The sequence below is a fragment of the Azospirillum sp. UENF 211521 genome (assembly GCF_058780535.1).
In genome coordinates this window covers 1,840,001-1,857,500 of the sequence record NZ_JBSNCF010000001.1, presented here as the reverse complement: position 1 = coordinate 1,857,500, position 17,500 = coordinate 1,840,001, and the positions used below count along the sequence as shown (strand labels likewise).

15 protein-coding genes and 2 rRNA genes (2 of these 17 cut by a window edge) are annotated in these 17,500 nt (G+C 68.5%); 5 read left to right on the top strand and 12 right to left on the bottom strand.

The features are described from left to right. A 23S ribosomal RNA gene (locus ACWPN5_RS08710) occupies positions 1-1,709 on the top strand; it begins 1,038 nt to the left of the window's first position. 132 nt (positions 1,710-1,841) lie between these two features. Then, positions 1,842-1,957 (top strand): 5S ribosomal RNA (gene rrf, locus ACWPN5_RS08705). 197 nt (positions 1,958-2,154) lie between these two features. On the opposite strand, the gene ACWPN5_RS08700 is transcribed toward rrf, so the two are convergent. From ACWPN5_RS08700 to ACWPN5_RS08665, 8 genes are all read right to left on the bottom strand, one after another. Further along, complete coding sequence (locus tag ACWPN5_RS08700) at positions 2,155-3,444, bottom strand: amidohydrolase family protein (RefSeq protein ID WP_492295200.1); 1,290 nt, start codon at positions 3,442-3,444, stop codon at positions 2,155-2,157. Then, positions 3,444-4,367, bottom strand: coding sequence for an ABC transporter permease (locus ACWPN5_RS08695; RefSeq protein WP_145691154.1), 924 nt, complete (start codon positions 4,365-4,367; stop codon positions 3,444-3,446). The genes ACWPN5_RS08700 and ACWPN5_RS08695 overlap by 1 nt, the downstream gene beginning before the upstream one ends. A gap of 5 nt (positions 4,368-4,372) precedes the next feature. Continuing rightward, positions 4,373-5,422, bottom strand: a complete 1,050-nt coding sequence (locus tag ACWPN5_RS08690; protein ID WP_492295199.1) for an ABC transporter permease — start codon at positions 5,420-5,422, stop codon at positions 4,373-4,375. Positions 5,423-5,593: 171 nt separating this feature from the next. Beyond that, on the bottom strand, positions 5,594-7,141 hold the full coding sequence (locus ACWPN5_RS08685; RefSeq protein WP_492295198.1) for an ABC transporter ATP-binding protein: 1,548 nt from the start codon (positions 7,139-7,141) through the stop codon (positions 5,594-5,596). A gap of 204 nt (positions 7,142-7,345) precedes the next feature. After that, entirely contained in the window at positions 7,346-8,350 is a 1,005-nt protein-coding gene (locus tag ACWPN5_RS08680; protein WP_145691149.1) for a BMP family protein, read from the bottom strand. A gap of 148 nt (positions 8,351-8,498) precedes the next feature. Then, on the bottom strand, positions 8,499-9,134 hold the full coding sequence (gene upp / locus ACWPN5_RS08675; RefSeq protein ID WP_145691148.1) for a uracil phosphoribosyltransferase: 636 nt from the start codon (positions 9,132-9,134) through the stop codon (positions 8,499-8,501). A 29-nt stretch (positions 9,135-9,163) separates the two neighbouring features. Beyond that, a complete protein-coding gene (locus ACWPN5_RS08670; RefSeq protein ID WP_492295197.1) occupies positions 9,164-10,372 on the bottom strand; it encodes a URC4/urg3 family protein in 1,209 nt (402 codons plus the stop codon). Beyond that, positions 10,369-11,631, bottom strand: a complete 1,263-nt coding sequence (locus ACWPN5_RS08665) for a GTP cyclohydrolase II (protein WP_492295196.1) — start codon at positions 11,629-11,631, stop codon at positions 10,369-10,371. The genes ACWPN5_RS08670 and ACWPN5_RS08665 overlap by 4 nt, the downstream gene beginning before the upstream one ends. A gap of 314 nt (positions 11,632-11,945) precedes the next feature. Here ACWPN5_RS08665 and ACWPN5_RS08660 point away from each other — a divergent pair, with 314 nt between their 5' ends. Next, the gene (locus tag ACWPN5_RS08660; protein ID WP_492295195.1) at positions 11,946-12,221 is read left to right on the top strand and encodes a hypothetical protein; all 276 of its coding nucleotides are present in this window, start codon (positions 11,946-11,948) and stop codon (positions 12,219-12,221) included. Positions 12,222-12,317: 96 nt separating this feature from the next. Here the strand turns inward: ACWPN5_RS08660 and ACWPN5_RS08655 are convergent, their stop codons facing one another. Continuing rightward, a complete protein-coding gene (locus ACWPN5_RS08655) occupies positions 12,318-12,743 on the bottom strand; it encodes a hypothetical protein (RefSeq protein ID WP_492295194.1) in 426 nt (141 codons plus the stop codon). Between the two features lie 385 nt (positions 12,744-13,128). Between ACWPN5_RS08655 and ACWPN5_RS08650 the strand changes: the two genes are divergently transcribed. Next, entirely contained in the window at positions 13,129-15,219 is a 2,091-nt protein-coding gene (locus tag ACWPN5_RS08650; protein WP_492295193.1) for a cellulase family glycosylhydrolase, read from the top strand. Positions 15,220-15,301: 82 nt separating this feature from the next. Here ACWPN5_RS08650 and ACWPN5_RS08645 read toward each other — a convergent pair whose 3' ends face one another. Further along, positions 15,302-15,760: a hypothetical protein gene (locus ACWPN5_RS08645; protein ID WP_200479117.1), complete on the bottom strand. Its 459-nt coding sequence runs from the start codon at positions 15,758-15,760 to the stop codon at positions 15,302-15,304. A 42-nt stretch (positions 15,761-15,802) separates the two neighbouring features. Continuing rightward, on the bottom strand, positions 15,803-16,216 hold the full coding sequence (locus ACWPN5_RS08640; protein WP_145691135.1) for a hypothetical protein: 414 nt from the start codon (positions 16,214-16,216) through the stop codon (positions 15,803-15,805). Positions 16,217-16,478: 262 nt separating this feature from the next. Here ACWPN5_RS08640 and ACWPN5_RS08635 point away from each other — a divergent pair, with 262 nt between their 5' ends. Continuing rightward, positions 16,479-16,856 (top strand): hypothetical protein, encoded by a 378-nt coding sequence (locus ACWPN5_RS08635; RefSeq protein ID WP_145691133.1) that lies wholly within the window; start codon positions 16,479-16,481, stop codon positions 16,854-16,856. A 92-nt stretch (positions 16,857-16,948) separates the two neighbouring features. On the opposite strand, the gene ACWPN5_RS08630 is transcribed toward ACWPN5_RS08635, so the two are convergent. Then, positions 16,949-17,500 carry the 3' portion of a lytic transglycosylase domain-containing protein gene (locus ACWPN5_RS08630; protein WP_145691131.1) on the bottom strand. 363 nt of this gene lie beyond the right edge of the window, so the window shows 552 of its 915 coding nt (coding positions 364-915); its start codon lies off the right edge, out of view; its stop codon occupies positions 16,949-16,951.

The following is a 17,500-nucleotide window of genomic DNA, read 5'->3' as shown; positions in this document are numbered from 1 at the left end:
GAGGTTGGCTTAGAAGCAGCCATCCTTTAAAGAAAGCGTAATAGCTCACTGGTCTAGTTAAGCCGGCCTGCGCCGAAAATGTATCGGGGCTCAAGCCGTGTACCGAAGCTGCGGATGTGATCTTTGATCACGTGGTAGCGGAGCGTTCCGTAAGCCTGCGAAGGGTGTCCGTGAGGCCGCCTGGAGGTATCGGAAGTGAGAATGCTGACATGAGTAGCGACAAACAGTGTGAGAAACACTGTCGCCGAAAGTCCAAGGGTTCCTGCGCAAGGTTAATCCACGCAGGGTGAGCCGGCCCCTAAGGCGAGGCCGAAAGGCGTAGTCGATGGGAACCACGTTAATATTCGTGGGCCAGCGGGTGTGTGACGAATGGGAAAGCGTGTCGGGCCTTATCGGATTGGCCCGGCTGGGGACCCGTTCCAGGAAACAGCCCCCGCATCAGACCGTACCCCAAACCGACACAGGTGGACTGGTAGAGTATACCCAGGCGCTTGAGAGAATGGTGTTGAAGGAACTCGGCAAATTGCCCTCGTAACTTCGGAAGAAGAGGGCCCCGTTGTGGCGCAAGCCATGGCGGGGGGCACAGACCAGGGGGTGGCGACTGTTTACTAAAAACACAGGGCTCTGCGAAGCCGTACAAGGCGACGTATAGGGTCTGACGCCTGCCCGGTGCCGGAAGGTTAAGAGGAGGGGTTCACGCTCCGAATTGAAGCCCCGGTAAACGGCGGCCGTAACTATAACGGTCCTAAGGTAGCGAAATTCCTTGTCGGGTAAGTTCCGACCTGCACGAATGGCGTAACGACTTCCCCGCTGTCTCCAACACCAACTCAGCGAAATTGAACTCTCCGTGAAGATGCGGAGTACCCGCGGTCAGACGGAAAGACCCCGTGCACCTTTACTACAGCTTTGCAGTGGTGCTAGGGATCTCATGTGTAGGATAGGTGGGAGGCTAGGAAGCCCGGGCGCCAGCTCGGGTGGAGCCATCCTTGAAATACCACCCTTGAGGTCTCTGGCATCTAACCGCGCTCCGTTGATCCGGAGCCGGGACCCTGCATGGCGGGTAGTTTGACTGGGGCGGTCGCCTCCCAAAGTGTAACGGAGGCGCGCGATGGTGGGCTCAGAGCGGTCGGAAATCGCTCGACGAGTGCAATGGCATAAGCCCGCCTGACTGCAAGACAGACAAGTCGAGCAGAGACGAAAGTCGGCCATAGTGATCCGGTGGTTCCATGTGGACGGGCCATCGCTCAACGGATAAAAGGTACGCCGGGGATAACAGGCTGATGACTCCCAAGAGTCCATATCGACGGAGTCGTTTGGCACCTCGATGTCGGCTCATCACATCCTGGGGCTGGAGCAGGTCCCAAGGGTTCGGCTGTTCGCCGATTAAAGTGGTACGTGAGCTGGGTTTAGAACGTCGTGAGACAGTTCGGTCCCTATCTGCCGTGGGTGTCGGAGTTTTGCGAGGATCTGTCCCTAGTACGAGAGGACCGGGATGGACATACCTCTGGTGCACCGGTTGTCACGCCAGTGGCATGGCCGGGTAGCTAAGTATGGACGGGATAACCGCTGAAAGCATCTAAGCGGGAAACCCACCTCAAAACCAGAACTCCCTTGAGAGCCGTGACAGACCATCACGTCGATAGGAGGCATGTGGACGGGCGGCAACGCCTGAAGCTGAGCCTTACTAATCGCTCGAATGGCTTGATCCTTCCCAGCCGGCGGCCCGCGCGCAGCGGCAAGCCCTGGACGCACGAGCCAACACCGCAAGAGCAAGAACGCAGACGTCCTCACTTAACGAAACCCGCCCGTCCGGTCCGGATGGTTCGCGTGTGCCTTGGTGACCTGGTGGTCATGGCGAGGCTCCCAACACCCGATCCCATTCCGAACTCGGCCGTGAAACGCCTCAGCGCCGATGGTACTGCGTCTTAAGACGTGGGAGAGTAGGTCGCCGCCAGGTCACCACGGCACACGCCAAACCAAAACGGACACGGACGGACACGGTTTCACACACGCTTGACAATCGGCTTCATGAACGACAAAGCCGGCGCTTTCCGAACGGAAAGAGCCGGCTTTTCGTCGTGTCCGGGGTGTCGCACCGGGCCCCCTCCCTAACCCTCCCCCGCCGAAGGCGGGGGAGGGTTAGGGAGGGCGGTGTTACCGGGCCCGCGCTGTGGGCAGGGTGAAGGACACCGACTCCGGGCGGCCCGGCAGGGAAAGCTGGGCCTCCACCGGGGCGCAGCGGCTGACCACGGCGCCGCGGCGCAGGACGAACAGGCGGGTGGCGCGGGTGCGGATCGCCTCCACCGGGTCGGCGGCCTGGAGCACCACCAGATCGGCGTGGCAGCCCACCTCCAGCCCGTAGCCGTCGAGGTGCAGCAGCTTGGCCGGCGCCTCGGTCACCGCGCGGAAGCAGGCGAGCATTCCGTCATAGCCGGTCATCTGCCCGACATGCAGGCCCATGTGCGCGACCTCCAGCATGTCGCCGGAGCCGAGCGGGTACCAGGGGTCCATCACGCAGTCGTGACCCAGCGCCACGGTCAGGCCGGCGCCCATCAGCTCCGGCACGCGGGTCATGCCGCGGCGCTTGGGGTAGGTGTCGTGGCGGCCCTGGAGCGTGATGTTGATGAGCGGGTTGGCGATGACGCCGAGGTTCGCCTCGACCATCAGCGGGATCAGCTTGGAAACGTAGTAGTTGTCCATGGAATGCATGGAGGTGAGGTGCGAGCCGGTTACTCGGCCCTGCATCCCCAGCCGCTGCGTCTCGTAGGCCAGCGTCTCGACATGGCGGGACAGCGGGTCGTCCGACTCGTCACAATGCATGTCGACCAGCAGCCCGCGCTCCGCCGCGATCTCGCAGAGCAGCTTCACGGAGGCCGCGCCGTCGGCCATCGTCCGCTCGAAATGCGGGATGCCGCCGACCACGTCCACGCCCATGTCGAGCGCGCGCTTCAGCAGATCCACGGCGCCGGGTGCGCGCAGCACGCCGTCCTGCGGAAAGGCGACCAGCTGCAGGTCGAGGTAGGGGGCGACCCGCCGCTTGACCTCCAACAGCGATTCCACAGCCAGCAGGCGCGGGTCGCAGATGTCCACATGGCTGCGGATCGCCAGCAGGCCGCGCGCCACCGCCCAGTCGCAATAGGCCAGCGCCCGTTCGACGATGGCGTCCTGGACGAGCTGCGGCTTCAACTCCCCCCACAGCGCGATGCCCTCCAGCAGCGTGCCGGAGCGGTTGACCCGCGGCAGGCCGTAGCTGAGCGTGGAGTCCATGTGGAAGTGCGAATCGACGAAGGGCGGCGTGACCAGCCGGCCCGTGGCGTCGATCTCCTCCCCGGCGGAGCCGGGCAGGTCTTTCTCCACCGCGGCGATGCGGCCGTCGCGGACGCCGATGTCCATGCCGGTGCGGCCGTCGGGCAGCGTGGCGCGGCGCAGGATCAGATCGAACATCAGCGTTCTCCTTTGCGGTACGGGATCATCAGCGCCCGCGGGTAGGAGGCGCGGCGCGCCACCAGCACCAGCGCCAGGATGCTCAACAGGTAGGGCATCATCAGGAACAGCTGGTAGGGCAGGACGCCCCCCGCCACCTGCTGGAGCCGCAATTGCAGCGCGTCGAAGGCGGCGAACAGCACCGCGCCGAGAAGCGCCTTGCCGGGCCGCCAGGAGGCGAAGACGACCAGCGCGATGCAGATCCAGCCGCGCCCGTTGACCATGTTGAAGAAGAAGGCGTTGAAGGCCGACAGGGTGAGGAAGGCCCCGGCCAGCGCCATCAGCGCGCTTCCCGCCACCACCGCGCCGATGCGCACCGCGGTGACGCTGAGGCCCTGGGCCTCGGCCGCCGCCGGATTCTCGCCGACCATGCGCACCGCCAGCCCGACCGGCGTGCGGTAGAGGACGTAGGCGACCGCGGCGACGAGGATCAGCGCCATGTAGGTCATCGGCGTCTGGGCCAGCGCGCCGGGCAGGGCCAGCGGCTGGAACGGCTCGATGGTCGGCGGGGTGCTCGCCTGCGGCAGGACGAGGCGGTAGACGAAGTAGGACAGGCTGGTGCCGAGCAGGGTGACGCCGATGCCCGCCACATGCTGCGACAGGCCCAGCGGCACCGTCAGCGTGGCGTGCAGCAGACCCATCAGCCCGCCGCAGAGTGCGGCCACCAGCACGCCGGTCCACAGGTCGGCGCCCTGGTAGACGGCCATCCAGCCGGCCATGGCGCCCATCGTCATGATGCCCTCGATGCCGAGGTTCAGCACGCCCGCCCGCTCGCACAGCAGCTCGCCCAGCGTGCCCAGGATGTAGGGGGTGGCGATGCGCAGCACCGCCGTCCAGAAGGCGGCGGAGACCAGGATGTCGAGGATCGTTTGGAACAGCTCCATGGCGCTCACCCCCGCCGCAGCCGGTAGCGCGTCAGCAGCCCGGCGACCAGCATGCACAGCAGGCTGGTGGCGACGAGCACGTCGGCGATGTAGTTGGGCACAGGCATGGCGCGGCTCATGGCGTCGGCGCCGACGAAGATGCCGGCGATGAAGATCGCCGCCCCGACCACGCCCACCGGGTGCAACTGCGCCAGCATCGCGACGACGATGCCGCTGTAGCCGAAGCCCGGCGACAGGTCGAGCGTCAGGTAGCCCTTCAGCCCGCTGACCTCGATCACCCCGGCCAGCCCGGCCAGCCCGCCGGACAGCAGGGCGGTGCGCAGCATGACGCGGGTCACCGGCATCCCGGCGAAGGCCGCGGCGCGCGGGTTGGCGCCGACCGCCCGGTTCTCGTAGCCCCAGATGGTCCGGGTGTCGATCAGCCAGAGCAGGGCCGACAGGCCCAGCGCGACCAGCAGGCCGGTGTGCAGCCGCGTGCGCTCGACCAGCTTGGGCAGCTCGGCGGCCTCGACGACGGGGGCGGACTGCGGCCAGCCCATGCCCATGGGGTCCTTCAGCGCGCCCTCCAGCAGCATGGAGACGAGCAGCAGGACGATGAAGTTCAGCAGCAGCGTGGTCACCACCTCGTCCACGCCGAAGCGCACCTTCAGCACGGCGGGACCGAGCAGCGTGGCGCCCCCGGCGGCGGCCCCGGCGATCATCACGGTCGGCAGCAGCAGCCAGGCCGGCAGGTCGAGCATGCCGCCGCCCAGCACCACGGCGACGAGCGCGCCCATGTAGAGCTGTCCCTCCGCCCCGATGTTCCACAGCTTGGCGCGGAAGGCGACGGCGGCGGCGAGGCCGGTGAGGATCAGCGGGGTGGCGCGGGTCAGCGTCTCGGTCAGGGCGAAGCGGGAGCCGGCGGCCCCCTCCAGCAGCAGGCCGTAGGCGCGCAGCACCGGCGCGCCGGTCCAGGCGACCAGCAGCGCGCAGAGCGCCAGCGCCGCCGCCACCGCCGCCACGGGCGCCAGCAGGCGGGCGGCCAGCGGGGTATGCTCTCGCGGTTCAAGCCGCATGGTTTTTTCCTTGTTTCTTAATCCCGCGACGGCACTCAAGCCGCGCCTTGGCCCCCATCCCGACCCTCCCGCGCTTTGCGGGAGAGGGGGCCTTTTGCGAAGCGGCGGCAGTCCCCTCCACCTCGTAGAGGGGGAGGGTTAGGGAGGGGGCATCCAAAGAAAGGATTCCGCTCATGGCACGCCCTCCCCGACGATCTCCGGCAAAATCTCCCAATGCCCGGCCATCAGCAGGCCGAGCTGGCGGACCGACACGCGGCCGTGGGGCAGAACGGGGGTGAGGCGCCCGTGATAGGCGACGGCGATGCCGTCGGCCAGCGCCAGGATCTCGTCGAGGTCCTCGGAGATCACCAGCACCCCGGCCCCGGCGGCGCGGGCCTCCAGCAGCCGCCCATGGACGTAGGACACCGCGCCCACGTCGAGGCCGCGGGTCGGCTGGCTCGCCAGGATCAGGTCCGGCCCGTGGGCCAGCGTGCGCCCCAGGATCAGCTTCTGCATGTTGCCGCCGGACAGCAGCTGCGTGCGGCCGTCCGGACCCGGGCAGCGCACGTCGAACGCCGCGATCACCTCCTCGGCGTAGGCGCGGGCGGCCCCCCGGCGGATCAGGCCGAAGCGCTGGAAGGCCGGGTCGTGGTAGCGCTCGGCGATCAGGTTCTCCCATACCGCCATGGCGCCGACGAGGCCGGCGGCGTGGCGGTCCTCCGGGATGCGGGCGACGCCGCGGCGGACCATCTCCGCCGGGCTGGCGTTGCCGGCGGCTTCGCCCTTCAGCGCCATGGTCCCGGAATCGGGGTGGATCAGGCCGCTGACCAGCTCGGCCAACGCCGTCTGCCCATTGCCCGACACGCCGGCGATGCCGACGATCTGGCGGCGGCGCACGGTCAGGTCCACGCCGTCGAGCAGCGGGCGCCCGTGGCCGGAGGCGACGGTCACGCCGGACAGCGTCAGCACCGGCTCGCCCGGCTCCAGCGGGGTCGGAGTGGGCGGCTTCAGGGCGCGGCCGACCATCAGCTCGGCCAGCTCCTCGCGGTCGGTCTCGGCGGTCTTGCGGGTGGCGACGAGGCGCCCGCCGCGCAGCACGGCGACGGTGTCGCTGGCCGCGAAGACCTCGTTCATCTTGTGGCTGATGAAGACCACGGCCAAGCCGTCGGCGGTCAGGCGGCGCAGCGTGTCGAACAGGCTGGCCGATTCCTGCGGGGTCAGCACCGCGGTCGGCTCGTCCAGGATCAGGACGCGGGCGTCGCGGTAGAGCGCCTTCAGGATCTCGGCCCGCTGCCGCTCGCCCACCGACAGGTCGCCGACCAGCGCGTCGGGCCGCACCTCCAGCCCGAAGCGGCGGGCGAGGTCGAGCAGCTTCGCCTTGGCGGCGGCGCGGTCGGAGCGCGGGCGCCACAGCGATTCCGTGCCCACGGCGATGTTGTCGAGCACCGACAGATTGTCGGCGAGCGTGAAGTGCTGGTGGACCATGCCGATGCCGGCGGCCAGCGCCGCGCGGGGGGAGCCGGGGGAAAGCGGCTGGCCGAACGCCTCGATGGTTCCTTCATCGGCCAGGTAATGGCCGAACAGGATGTTCATCAGGGTCGTCTTGCCGGCGCCGTTCTCGCCCAGCAGGGCCAGCACCTCGCCCTTGTGGAGCGTCAGCGAGATGGAATCGTTGGCGACGAGCGGCCCGAACCGCTTCGTGATGCCGGAGAGGCGGAGGACGATGGGGGGTGATGTCATGGATGTCCGCGGGGTGCCGGGGAGGCAACAGAAAACGCAATAAAATCCCCTCTCCCCTCCGGGGAGAGGGTTAGGGTGAGGGGGTTGCGCGTCTCGGCACGTCCGGCAAAAGCGCAACCCCCTCACCGGCCCTTCGGGCCACCCTCTCCCCAGAGGGGAGAGGGTTCGATGGCCTCCCTCACAGGAGGGAGAAGGAAATGTGGATCACATCGTCGACTTGGGCTCGTTGTCGTTCACCTTCACGGTGAACTTGCCGTCGAGGATCTCCTGCTCGCGGGCCTTCACCTTGGCCATCACGTCGGCGGGAACCTTGCCCTCGAAGGTGCCGAGCGGGGCGAGGCTGGAGCCCTTGTGGACCATCTGGCTGTAGGGACCGTAATCCTCGGCCTTGTAGCTGCCCGCCTTCACCGCGGCGATGGCGCGGTCCACCGATGGCTCCATGTGCCACAGCGCGCTGGCGACCACGGTCTCCGGATACTGCGGCTGGGTGTTGATGACGTTGCCGATGGCCAGGACCTTGCGCTCCTTGGCGGCGTCGGACACGCCGAAGCGCTCGGCGTACATCACGTCGGCGCCGCGGTCGATCATCGCGAAGGCGGCTTCCTTGGCCTTCGGCGGGTCGAACCAGGAGCCGATGAAGCTGACCATGAACTTCACGTTTGGGTTCACCTCCTTGGCGCCCTCCATGAAGGCGTTCATCAGGCGGTTCACCTCGGGGATCGGGTAGCCGCCGACCATGCCGATGACGTTCGACTTGGACACCGCACCCGCGATCATGCCGGTCAGGTAGGCCGGCTCCTGGATGTAGTTGTCGAAAACCGAGAAGTTCGGCTCCTGCGGCTTGAAGCTGGAGCCCATGACGAAGGCGGTCTTGGGATAGTCCTTGGCGACGGCGCGGGCCGCGCGCTCGACGCCGAAGACCTCGCCGAAGACGAGCTGCTGGCCGCCCTCGGCGTACTGGCGCATCACGCGCTCATAATCGGTGTTGGCGACCGACTCGGCCCAGACATACTCGATCTCGCCACGGGCCTCGGCGGCCTTCAGGGCGGTGTGGATGCGGCTGACCCACTGCTGCTCGATCGGCACGGTGTAGATGCCGGCGACCTTGACCTTCGACTGAGCCCAGGCGGGCAGAGCCATCGCCGCGACGGCCACCGCGGCCGCGCCACACAGGACGGCGCGCCGCGCCACGCCCAACAGGTTCCCCATTTTGCAACCCCCTCCGTCTGCTTTGCTGTTTCAGCTCAGAAATGCAGCAGAGACGTTGCAACGGCAATGCCATTCCGTGCGCGTCAGCCCTGCTGCGGCTCTCACGGGTCGGCAGGGTGGCATGTGACCAAAAGGGCGGCAACGATTCTCAGCGGGTGCCGTAAAGCCGGTCGCCCGCGTCACCCAGGCCGGGCAGGATGTAGCCGTTCCCGTCCAGCCGCTCGTCCACCGCGGCGGTGAAGACCGGCACGTCGGGATGCGCGTCGTGGAAGGTGCGCAGGCCCTCCGGGGCGGCCACCAGGACGGCCAGCTTGATTGAGGCCGCACCCGCGTCCTTCAGCCGGTGCACCGCCGCGACGGCTGTGTGGCCGGTGGCGAGCATGGGATCGACCAGGATGACCAGCCGGTCCTCGATGTCCTCCGGCACCTTGAAGAAATACTCGACCGGGGTCAGCGTCTCCTGGTCGCGGTAGAGGCCGATGTGCCCGATGCGGGCCGATGGCAGCAGGGTGCGCATGCCGTCCAGCAGCCCTTGCCCGGCCCGCAGGATGGAGACGAGGCACAGCTTCTTGCCGGTCAGCAGCGGCGCGTCGAAGGTTGCCAGCGGCGTTTCCACCGGGCGGTCCTCCAGGGGAAGGTCGCGCGTCAGCTCGTAGCCCATCAGCTGCGACACCTCCCGCATCACCTCGTGGAACCGGGCGGTGGGGGTCTCCCGCCGCCGCAGAAGGGTCAGCTTGTGCTGGACCAGAGGATGGTCGATGACGGTGAGTGTCGGGATGGGCATGGGCGACCCTTCGGGTGGTTGGCGTCACATCAGAAGACGGTCCCGTCGCTGCGGATGCGGATCGGCGGGCCGCCGCCGGGGCGGCGCTCGCGGGCGATCCGGCGTCCGGCGGTCCAGGTCCCGCCCTGGAGAACCTTGGCGAGCGGGAAGCTTTCCGCGGGCACGCCCAGCCGGGCGCGCACCGCATCGGCGAGGCGGTCGAGCAGGGCGACGGTCAGGGCGCGCCACTCCACCACCGCTTCGTCCCCCACCTCCAGCGCGTCGGTGAGGAGGCGCGGGTCCTTCGGCACCAGAACGCCGCTGTCCACCAGCAGCCCGCCGTTGCGGTATTCCGGCAGGCCGGTCAGCCGGTCCAGCCCGGTGACGGCGATGCCCGCCCCCTCCAGCGGCTCGACCAGCGAGTAGCTGAGCCATTGCGACAGCTTGTGGAAGGGGACGAGGCCAACCGCCGAATGGGTCCAGCTGTCGCCGAGATTGACGCCGCCGCGCTCGATCCGGCCCGGCCAGATCGGCCCCAGCCCGCGCAGCACCGCGTCGAGGATGGCGGAGGCGGGAAGCATGCCGTCCACGGCCTGCGCCTTCAGCGCGTCGTAGAGGGTGCCGACCCGCCCCGGCGTGCCGAACAGGTCGGGCGCGGCGGTCAGCGCGCTCCCCAGACGGCGCAGCAGGGCGGCGCGACCCTCCAGCCCGACCAGCGGGTTGTCCGGCCCGGCCTGGAAGCCGCGGGAGAGCGCCGCCTCGGTCATGGCGGAGAGGGCCGCCGCGTCGGCGCGCAGCGGGGCGTGGACCGGGTCGTCGGCGAAGCCGCCCGCGCGGAACAGGTCGAAGCTGGCGATGGCCAACCCTTCGGAGCGGGCCAGTTCCACCCCCGCGGCGTCGCGGTAGCGCCAGCGGTCGCCCGCCCCGGCGTCGAGCAGAACGCTGGTCACCGCGAGGTCGAAGCGGATGCGCGCGATCTCGTCGGCGTCCGCCCCCAGCCCGGCGGCGAGCGTCGCCCAGCGGTCGTCGCCGTTCACCACGAAGTGCCGCCAGCGGCTGTGGTAGGGGACGTCCAGGTCCGGGTAGAACTCCCACGTCACCGCGGCGACGAGGGCGGCGGCGTCATCCAGCCGGTCCGGGCGAAACGCGAAGTGGGCGAGGTCGCCGCGCTCGGCCTTCGCCAGGATCGCGTGGGCGCGCTGGCGCACCGCATCGGCGGAGAGCAGCCACCCCACGTCATCGTCGCCGGCGGCGCTCAATCGGTCAGCCCCCGGCCCTTGGCGACGGTCAGCTCCTCCGCGGTCGGCACGGCGGGGGTGAAATAGCCGGCGGCCTTCTTGGCGTCCATCTCCACCTTGGCGTCGTCGGGGATCAGCTCCTCGGGGATCGGGATCTGCTCGACGATCTCGATCCCGGCGCGGCGGATGGCGTCGGACTTCATGTTGCTCATCGACACCATGCGGTCGATGCGGGTGACGCCCAGCCAGTGGAAGACGTCGGGCATCAGCTCCTGGAAACGCATGTCCTGGACGCCGGCCACGCATTCCGTCCGCTCAAAATAGGCTTCCGCGCGGTCGCCGCCGGGCTGGCGCTTGCGCGCGTTGTAGACCAGGAACTTGGTCACCTCGCCGAGCGCGCGCCCTTCCTTGCGGTTGTAGATGACCAAGCCGGCGCCGTTCTCCTGGGCGGTGCGGATGCACTCCTCGACGCCGTGGGTCAGATAGGGGCGGCAGGTGCAGATGTCGGAGCCAAAGACGTCCGACCCGTTGCACTCGTCATGGACCCGGCAGGCGACCTGGCGCGCCGGGTCGGTCAGCGCCGCCACGTCGCCCAGGATGTAGACGGTCAGCCCGTTGATCGGCGGCAGGAAGACCTTCAGGTCGGGGCGGGTCACTAGCTCCGGGAACATGCTGCCGGTGTGCTCGAACAGGCCGCGGCGCAGCGCGCTCTCGGTGATGCCGAAGCGCTTGGCGATGCCGGGCAGGAACCACACCGGCTCGATGGCGACCTTGGTCACGCGGGCGTCGCCGCTGGGCAGCAGGATCTGGCCGTCCGCCGCCAGCCGCCCGGCGCGCATGGCGTCCACCAGCTCCGGCATCTTGATGCGCGCCTTGGTCACGGCGATGGTCGGGCGGACGTCGACGCCGCGCGCCAGATGATCGCCGAAGGCCTCGCTGACCATATGGCCGAAGGGATCGATGGAGACGATCCTCTCCGGGTCGCCCCATTGCGGGTGCGGGCCGATGGGTTCCGCCGGCGCGGTGTTGGTCAGGTCCGGGACGTGATAGGCGCTGAGCTGCCCCGCCGCGACGGCGAGCGCCCGGTAGACCGCGTAGCTGCCGGCGTGGGCGCCGATGGAATTGCGCTGCGCCGGGTCGGAGAGCGAGGCGACGACCGGACCGCGCTCCGCGGCGGTGGGGGCGCCCCAGTGGACCGGGGTGTAGCGCGGCTTGGCGCCGCCGGTCGGGTGCGAGGCGAGCACGATGTGACGTTGCGGCTGGTTGCGGCGGCTTTCCATACGGACGCTCCCGATGCCATTCACCATGCGACAGTGTGACACAGTTTCGGCGCCTGCGAACACCAAATCGAATGGCCGCAACCTCTGACGTTCGTTCGGTTTTCGACCCGCCATTTCCGCCTGGGAGCACCCCCTTCGGGGAATAAGGGGTGCCCGAAATTTGTCCCAGGGCGGATGGTTGGAGCCAGAGCTTGGGCGCACGATCTGCTGTTAGGATCGGGTCAACCGATTGCAGAAAAAGGATGCAGGGAATGTCCGTCCACACAGGCGCGGGCCATTCAGGCAAAGGTGGTTTCGGCAAACGTGGCTGGGGCGTGGCGCTGGGAAGCCTGGTGCTGACCGTCGCGCTGGCTGCGCCGGCGCTGGCCGACGACCATGGGCGCTGGAAGAAGCACAAGCACAAGCATCACCATCGTGGCCACGGCCCCGTGGTGATCTACGAGCCGCCGCCACCCGTCGTGGTGATGCGCCGCCCGCCGCCCGTCTATTACGCTCCGGCGCCGCGTGTGGTCTACGCACCGCCGCCCCCGCCGGTCTACTACGCGCCCGCACCGGGTCTCAGCGTCCAGATGAACATCCCGCTGCGCTGAGGCCGCCGTCCTGCGGAAGGCGGCCCGCGACGGGGCGCGCCTTCATCGCAGGGCTGTCACAGCCGGATTCTCGCCGGGGGCTTTTTGCCGGGGCCGTCACTTCAGGACGCGGCACGGGTCCACGATCAGCATGTCCACCGGCTCATCCTCGCCCTTGGCCGGCATGTCCTCGTGCTTGGGGATCAGCAGGCAGCGCCCGTCCTGAAGCAGGACGGCCTTGACCCGGAACCACATCGTCTTCGGGTTGCTGCCGAAGGTGATTTCAAACGAGTCGCCCGCCGCGATGCGCGCGGGCACCGGGACGTTGCCGTACTCGCGGCAGGTGTGGGTGAACACCCAGTTGCGGCACAATTTGAAGGTCGCCGACCCGTTGGTGGTCACCAGCGACACGCTCTGCCCCACGGCGGGAACCGGCGACGCCTGCGCCGGCGCGCCGGCAAGCGCGGTTGCCAGGACGACGGTCAACACCGCCGTCAACACCGCCGTCCAAGGGGCCACCGCCATCCTCATGCCCGTCATCATCCACCATCCGTCACGGCGCGCAGTGTAGCACGCGCGGCTTCGCCCGCGGGTTGACACTTCGGAAGGGCGGAACCCGCGCCGGCTCGCACCACGCTGTCCACACGACGACGGCGGGCATCGTCCGTTCGTGAAACGCCGGCCGTCCCCTGTGACCAGCCTGGGGCAAGACCACCGAACGATCCCGTACGAGGGCCTCGCCGACGCCCCCCGGCGCATCCCGGCAAAGCCAGGGCGGGCCTGCTGTTGCGCCGCCGCATCAGGCAACGCCGGCCGCCGGCCGCTCCTATTTGCCACAAATGGTTAATTTATTTTAAATGAATTGTTAGTATCTCGTTAACCATCTGAAGCCACCGTCTGCCCATCGAAACCGCAATGGAATAGACAAATGGCGACGACCTCCACTGGTTTGACCAAGTCCAAAATCGTCGTGAACGCCTATGGCACCTCTTCGGACGCTGTGAATCCTCACTTTCGTCTGATGATCGACGGCAAGGATGTTGGTCAGGCGTCGGTGGGCTCGGCCGAGCCGAAAGCCTATACATTCGACGTTGACGTTTCCTCTGGTCAAGCACACAAAGTCCAGGTTGTTTATGATAACGACGACGTGAACGCCGGGTCGAACCGCGACCTGGGCATCAAGTCCATCGTCGTCAACGGCCACACGCTGAGCCCGACCGACGCGAGCTACGAGCGGCACGACGACACCGGCGGGACCATGGCCGGCCAGGAAGGGCTGTGGTGGAACGGGGCGCTGACCTTCTCCACCCCGTCGTCGCTCTACGGCGCGGCCGCCGACACCGTCATCGACAAGGCGACCTCCGGCAGCAGCGCCGCCGCTCCGGAGGCCGACAGCGCCGCCACGGGCGGCAGCGACGGCGCCGCCACCGGCTCCTCGACCATCACCATCAACGCCCGCGGCACCGCCGCGGCGGGCCAGAACGCGCACTTCACGGTGCTGGCGGACGGCAAGGCGATCGGCGAGGGGACGGCCGGCACGGACTCGAAGGACTTCTCCTTCAAGACCGATCTCGCCGCCGATCAGGCGCACAAGATCCAGGTCCAGTACGACAACGACGCCACGGTGAACGGCCAGGACCGCAACCTGCATGTCGGCAGCGTGACCATCAACGGCCACGAATACGCCCCGACCGACTCCGCGGTCAGCTACGACAGGGGCGCGCTCGACGGCAAGGACGTCATCAAGGGGCAGGCCGACCTGTGGTGGAACGGCACGCTGGTGGTCGATGCCGACAAGGGCCTGTTCACCGCCGACTCCGCCTCCGCGCCCTCCGCAGCGCCGAGCACGCCGCCGAGCACGGTCCCGGCTGCCCCGACCGCCCCGGTGACCACCCCCTCCACGGACAGCGGCGCCGGGTCCGCCAGCGGCTACCTGCACACCGAGGGCAGCCAGATCGTCGACAGCGCCGGCAACAACGTGAAGCTGACCGGTGTCAACTGGTTCGGCGCGGAGGGTTATGCCTTCGCCCCGCAGGGCTTGTGGCAGGACAGCTACAAGAACATCATGGACCAGATGCAGGACCAGGGCTTCAACACCATCCGTCTGCCCTGGTCGGACGCCATGCTGGACAACGGCCGCATGCCGACCGGCATCGACTATTCGAAGAATCCGGAGCTTCAGGGCAAGACCAGCCTTGAGGTGTTCGACAAGATCATCGACTACGCCGATCAGACCGGCATGAAGATCATCCTCGACCACCACCGCTCCGGCGACGGCGCCTCGGCCAACGAGAACGGGCTCTGGTACACCAGCCAGTATCCGGAATCGAAGATGACCGAGAACTGGAAGATGCTGGCCCAGCGCTACGCCGACAACCCGTCGGTCGTCGCCGCCGACCTGCACAACGAGCCGCACGGCCAGGCCACCTGGGGCGACGGCAACCAGGCCACCGACTGGAAGGCCGCGGCGGAGCGCATCGGCAACGCCGTGCAGTCGGTCAACCCGAACTGGCTGCTGATCGTCGAGGGCGTCGAGAACTCGTCCGAAGGCACCTATTGGTGGGGCGGCAATCTGGACGGCGTGAAGACCGACCCGGTCGACTTCAACGTCGACAACAAGCTGGTCTATTCCGTCCACGACTACCCGCCGTCGATGGCCGGCTTCGGCTGGTTCGACGATCCCGCCTATCCGAGCAACATGAAGGACATCTGGACGGACGCCTGGGGCTGGATCGTCCAGAAGGACATCGCGCCGGTTCTGGTCGGCGAGTTCGGGACCAAGCTGGACACCACGCAGGACAAGCAGTGGCTCGACGCCATGGTCAAGTACATGGACGGCGACTACAACGGCGACGGCAAGTCCGACCTTGCGGCGGGCGACCAGGGCGTCAGCTTCACCTACTGGGCCTGGAGCCCCGGCTCGGGCGACACCGGCGGCATCATGACCGACGACTGGGCGGTGAACACGGCGAAGATGCACGCCATCGAGCCGGCCCTGTTCGACGGCACGATCGCCTGATCGCAGGTTCCGCTCTTTGAAGGAGGGGCCCGGCGCCGGACGATCTCCGGCACCGGGCCCCTCCCGTTTTCAAACGCCGCGCTTACGCCGAGGCCGCCCCGCGCGGGCGGAACAGCGCCTCCGCTTCGGCCCGCGGGTCGCGGAAAAGGGTGGCCGGCTGTCCGGGGCGCCCGCCGCCGCCGGCCAGGATGGCCACCGTCTCGGCCAGCCACAGATAGGGCCCGCTGCGTCCGGCCTCCGGGAGGCGGGACAGGTCGCGCAGGTAATTGCCGACCGCCTGGGTCAGCGCCGGCTCGCCTGTGGCGCCCTGGACGCGGCCGGCGGCGGCGGCGAAGCGCCGGCGCTCCTCCGCGTCCGTCTTCACCCGTTCCTCCACGGCTTTCAGGAGCGCCGCCCGGGTGCGGGGACTGTTCAGCAGGTTCAGGGCCATCACGACCGGATCGACCGGCCTCGCGGGGCGCGAGGCGGGGGCATCCACGGCGGAATCCCTCATGCTGCGCCGCGGGTCGGCCCAGCGGCGCGTCGACTGTCCGTGCTGCATGGAATGTTTGGCTTTCTTTCCCCGGAAGGGCCGAGCAGCCCTTCAGATGGTGTAGGTTCCCTCGAACAGGTCGCCGAGCGCGAGGCGCATCAGGGACCGGGTCCGGGTGACGCGCCGATGCTCGTCGCGCGCGGTGACCATATGACAACGCCGGCAGAGCCACCGCCGTTCCATGGCGTTCTCCGCGGACAGCTCGATCGCGGCGGCGCGGCGGCGGTACAGCCCGACGATGCTGCGCGAGGTCCGGACCCCGGCATATTCGACCACGTCCGGCCAGGGGGCCAAGTCGCCTTCGTCGCTGAACCAGATCCCGTCGGGCGACAGCCAGCGGCCGTCCGGCAGGCAGCGCAACGTATGGCCGTGCGGGCGCCCGCAATGCTCGCAATGCGGAGCCGCGGTGCCGGGGACGACGGGACGGTCCTGATGTTCGGCGGGACGGTCGATGAGGCGGGCCATTCTGACCAGGGATGGTGGCTGCGAACAAAACCAAAACCGAATCTAGCGCATCGCACGGTCCGTGGGAATCCCCAACGATGGCCCGGCGGCGGTAATTCTTCCATCGCAGGTTATGACGAAAGCCGTGCGCGCCGCCGCCTCGGCACCTTCCGCGGGACCCGGCCGCCGCTTTTGCAAGCCGGCGGCGCCGGTCGGCGCATTTTGCCTCTGGTTCCGGTGCGCCACTGCCTATACGCTGTCAGGTAAATCGGAGCTACAGGTCATGGAAAAGGTAACTGTGCCGCAGACTTCGGCCGCGTCCGCCCCCGACAACGCCACCGATGGTGGTGTGAAACAGCGTGTCGACTTCGAACTGAACGGCGCCCGCATCGTCGCGTTCCTCGACAGCGACCAGCCCACCCAGCCCGGCGGCATCATGTGGCCGCAGGTTGCCGAATCCTACGCCGCGGAGCAGGGGATCGGCATGAGCGACGCCCGCTGGTACAGCGTGCAGCCCTACCGCTTCGCGAACGGGCGCCCCAACGTTAACGAATACCGCCCCAACGGCCAGACCTGGAAATTCGAGACCAACCTGAACACGGCGGCGGAGATCGTCCGCCGCCTCGGTCTGGACCTCGATTCCCTGCCGCTCGACATCTGATCCCACGCAAAGCGGAGTGATGCGCGGCTGCGCGCCCGCGCATCTATAGAGTGACGCCGGGCGCTGGCGCTTGTCACGACAATGCCGGGCGCTTACGCGCCCGGGGGCACCACGAAGCAGGCCATGCCCATGCCCGTCAGGCTGGCGCAGCTCTGCGCCGCGTCCTGCTGAGTCAGGCCGGTCAGCCGGGCGCGGTAGAGCGGCCCGTTCTGGGTGTCCACGGTCTGCACCACCCGCTCCGTGCGGCTCAACGTGCCCGGCATGGAGCGGCGCGCCCGGTCGATGATGCGGGCGCTGTCGTCGGGCGACCGGAAGGCGCCGAGCTGGACGGTCCAGCCGCCCGCCGCGGCGACCTTCACCGGCAGCGGCGTGGCCGCGATGACCGGAGGGGGCAGGGGGGCCACCGGCGGGGCCGGCACCGGAGTCACCGGCACCACCGGGGCCGGAGCGGCGGAGATGGGCGGAGGCTGCGTGACGGGCAGGCTGGCGACCTCCACCGCGCCACCGGTGATGCCGCCCTCCAGGCGCGGCGACACCGACGCGATGTAGCGCCGCGTCTCGCCGGGCAGGCGGCGGTTGCCGGCCAGATAGTCGGCGTAGCAGCCCGGCCCGCAATTGTAGGCGCCGAGGAAGCCTGGCGAGCC

Coding starts and splice junctions, on each gene's coding strand:
- ACWPN5_RS08700 (WP_492295200.1), bottom strand. CDS start 3,444: ATGTTCGATCTGATCCTGCGCCGCGCCACGCTGCCCGACGGCCGCACC.
- ACWPN5_RS08695 (WP_145691154.1), bottom strand. CDS start 4,367: ATGGAGCTGTTCCAAACGATCCTCGACATCCTGGTCTCCGCCGCCTTC.
- ACWPN5_RS08690 (WP_492295199.1), bottom strand. CDS start 5,422: ATGCGGCTTGAACCGCGAGAGCATACCCCGCTGGCCGCCCGCCTGCTG.
- ACWPN5_RS08685 (WP_492295198.1), bottom strand. CDS start 7,141: ATGACATCACCCCCCATCGTCCTCCGCCTCTCCGGCATCACGAAGCGG.
- ACWPN5_RS08680 (WP_145691149.1), bottom strand. CDS start 8,350: ATGGGGAACCTGTTGGGCGTGGCGCGGCGCGCCGTCCTGTGTGGCGCG.
- upp (WP_145691148.1), bottom strand. CDS start 9,134: ATGCCCATCCCGACACTCACCGTCATCGACCATCCTCTGGTCCAGCAC.
- ACWPN5_RS08665 (WP_492295196.1), bottom strand. CDS start 11,631: ATGGAAAGCCGCCGCAACCAGCCGCAACGTCACATCGTGCTCGCCTCG.
- ACWPN5_RS08655 (WP_492295194.1), bottom strand. CDS start 12,743: ATGATGACGGGCATGAGGATGGCGGTGGCCCCTTGGACGGCGGTGTTG.
- ACWPN5_RS08650 (WP_492295193.1), top strand. CDS start 13,129: ATGGCGACGACCTCCACTGGTTTGACCAAGTCCAAAATCGTCGTGAAC.
- ACWPN5_RS08645 (WP_200479117.1), bottom strand. CDS start 15,760: ATGCAGCACGGACAGTCGACGCGCCGCTGGGCCGACCCGCGGCGCAGC.
- ACWPN5_RS08640 (WP_145691135.1), bottom strand. CDS start 16,216: ATGGCCCGCCTCATCGACCGTCCCGCCGAACATCAGGACCGTCCCGTC.
- ACWPN5_RS08635 (WP_145691133.1), top strand. CDS start 16,479: ATGGAAAAGGTAACTGTGCCGCAGACTTCGGCCGCGTCCGCCCCCGAC.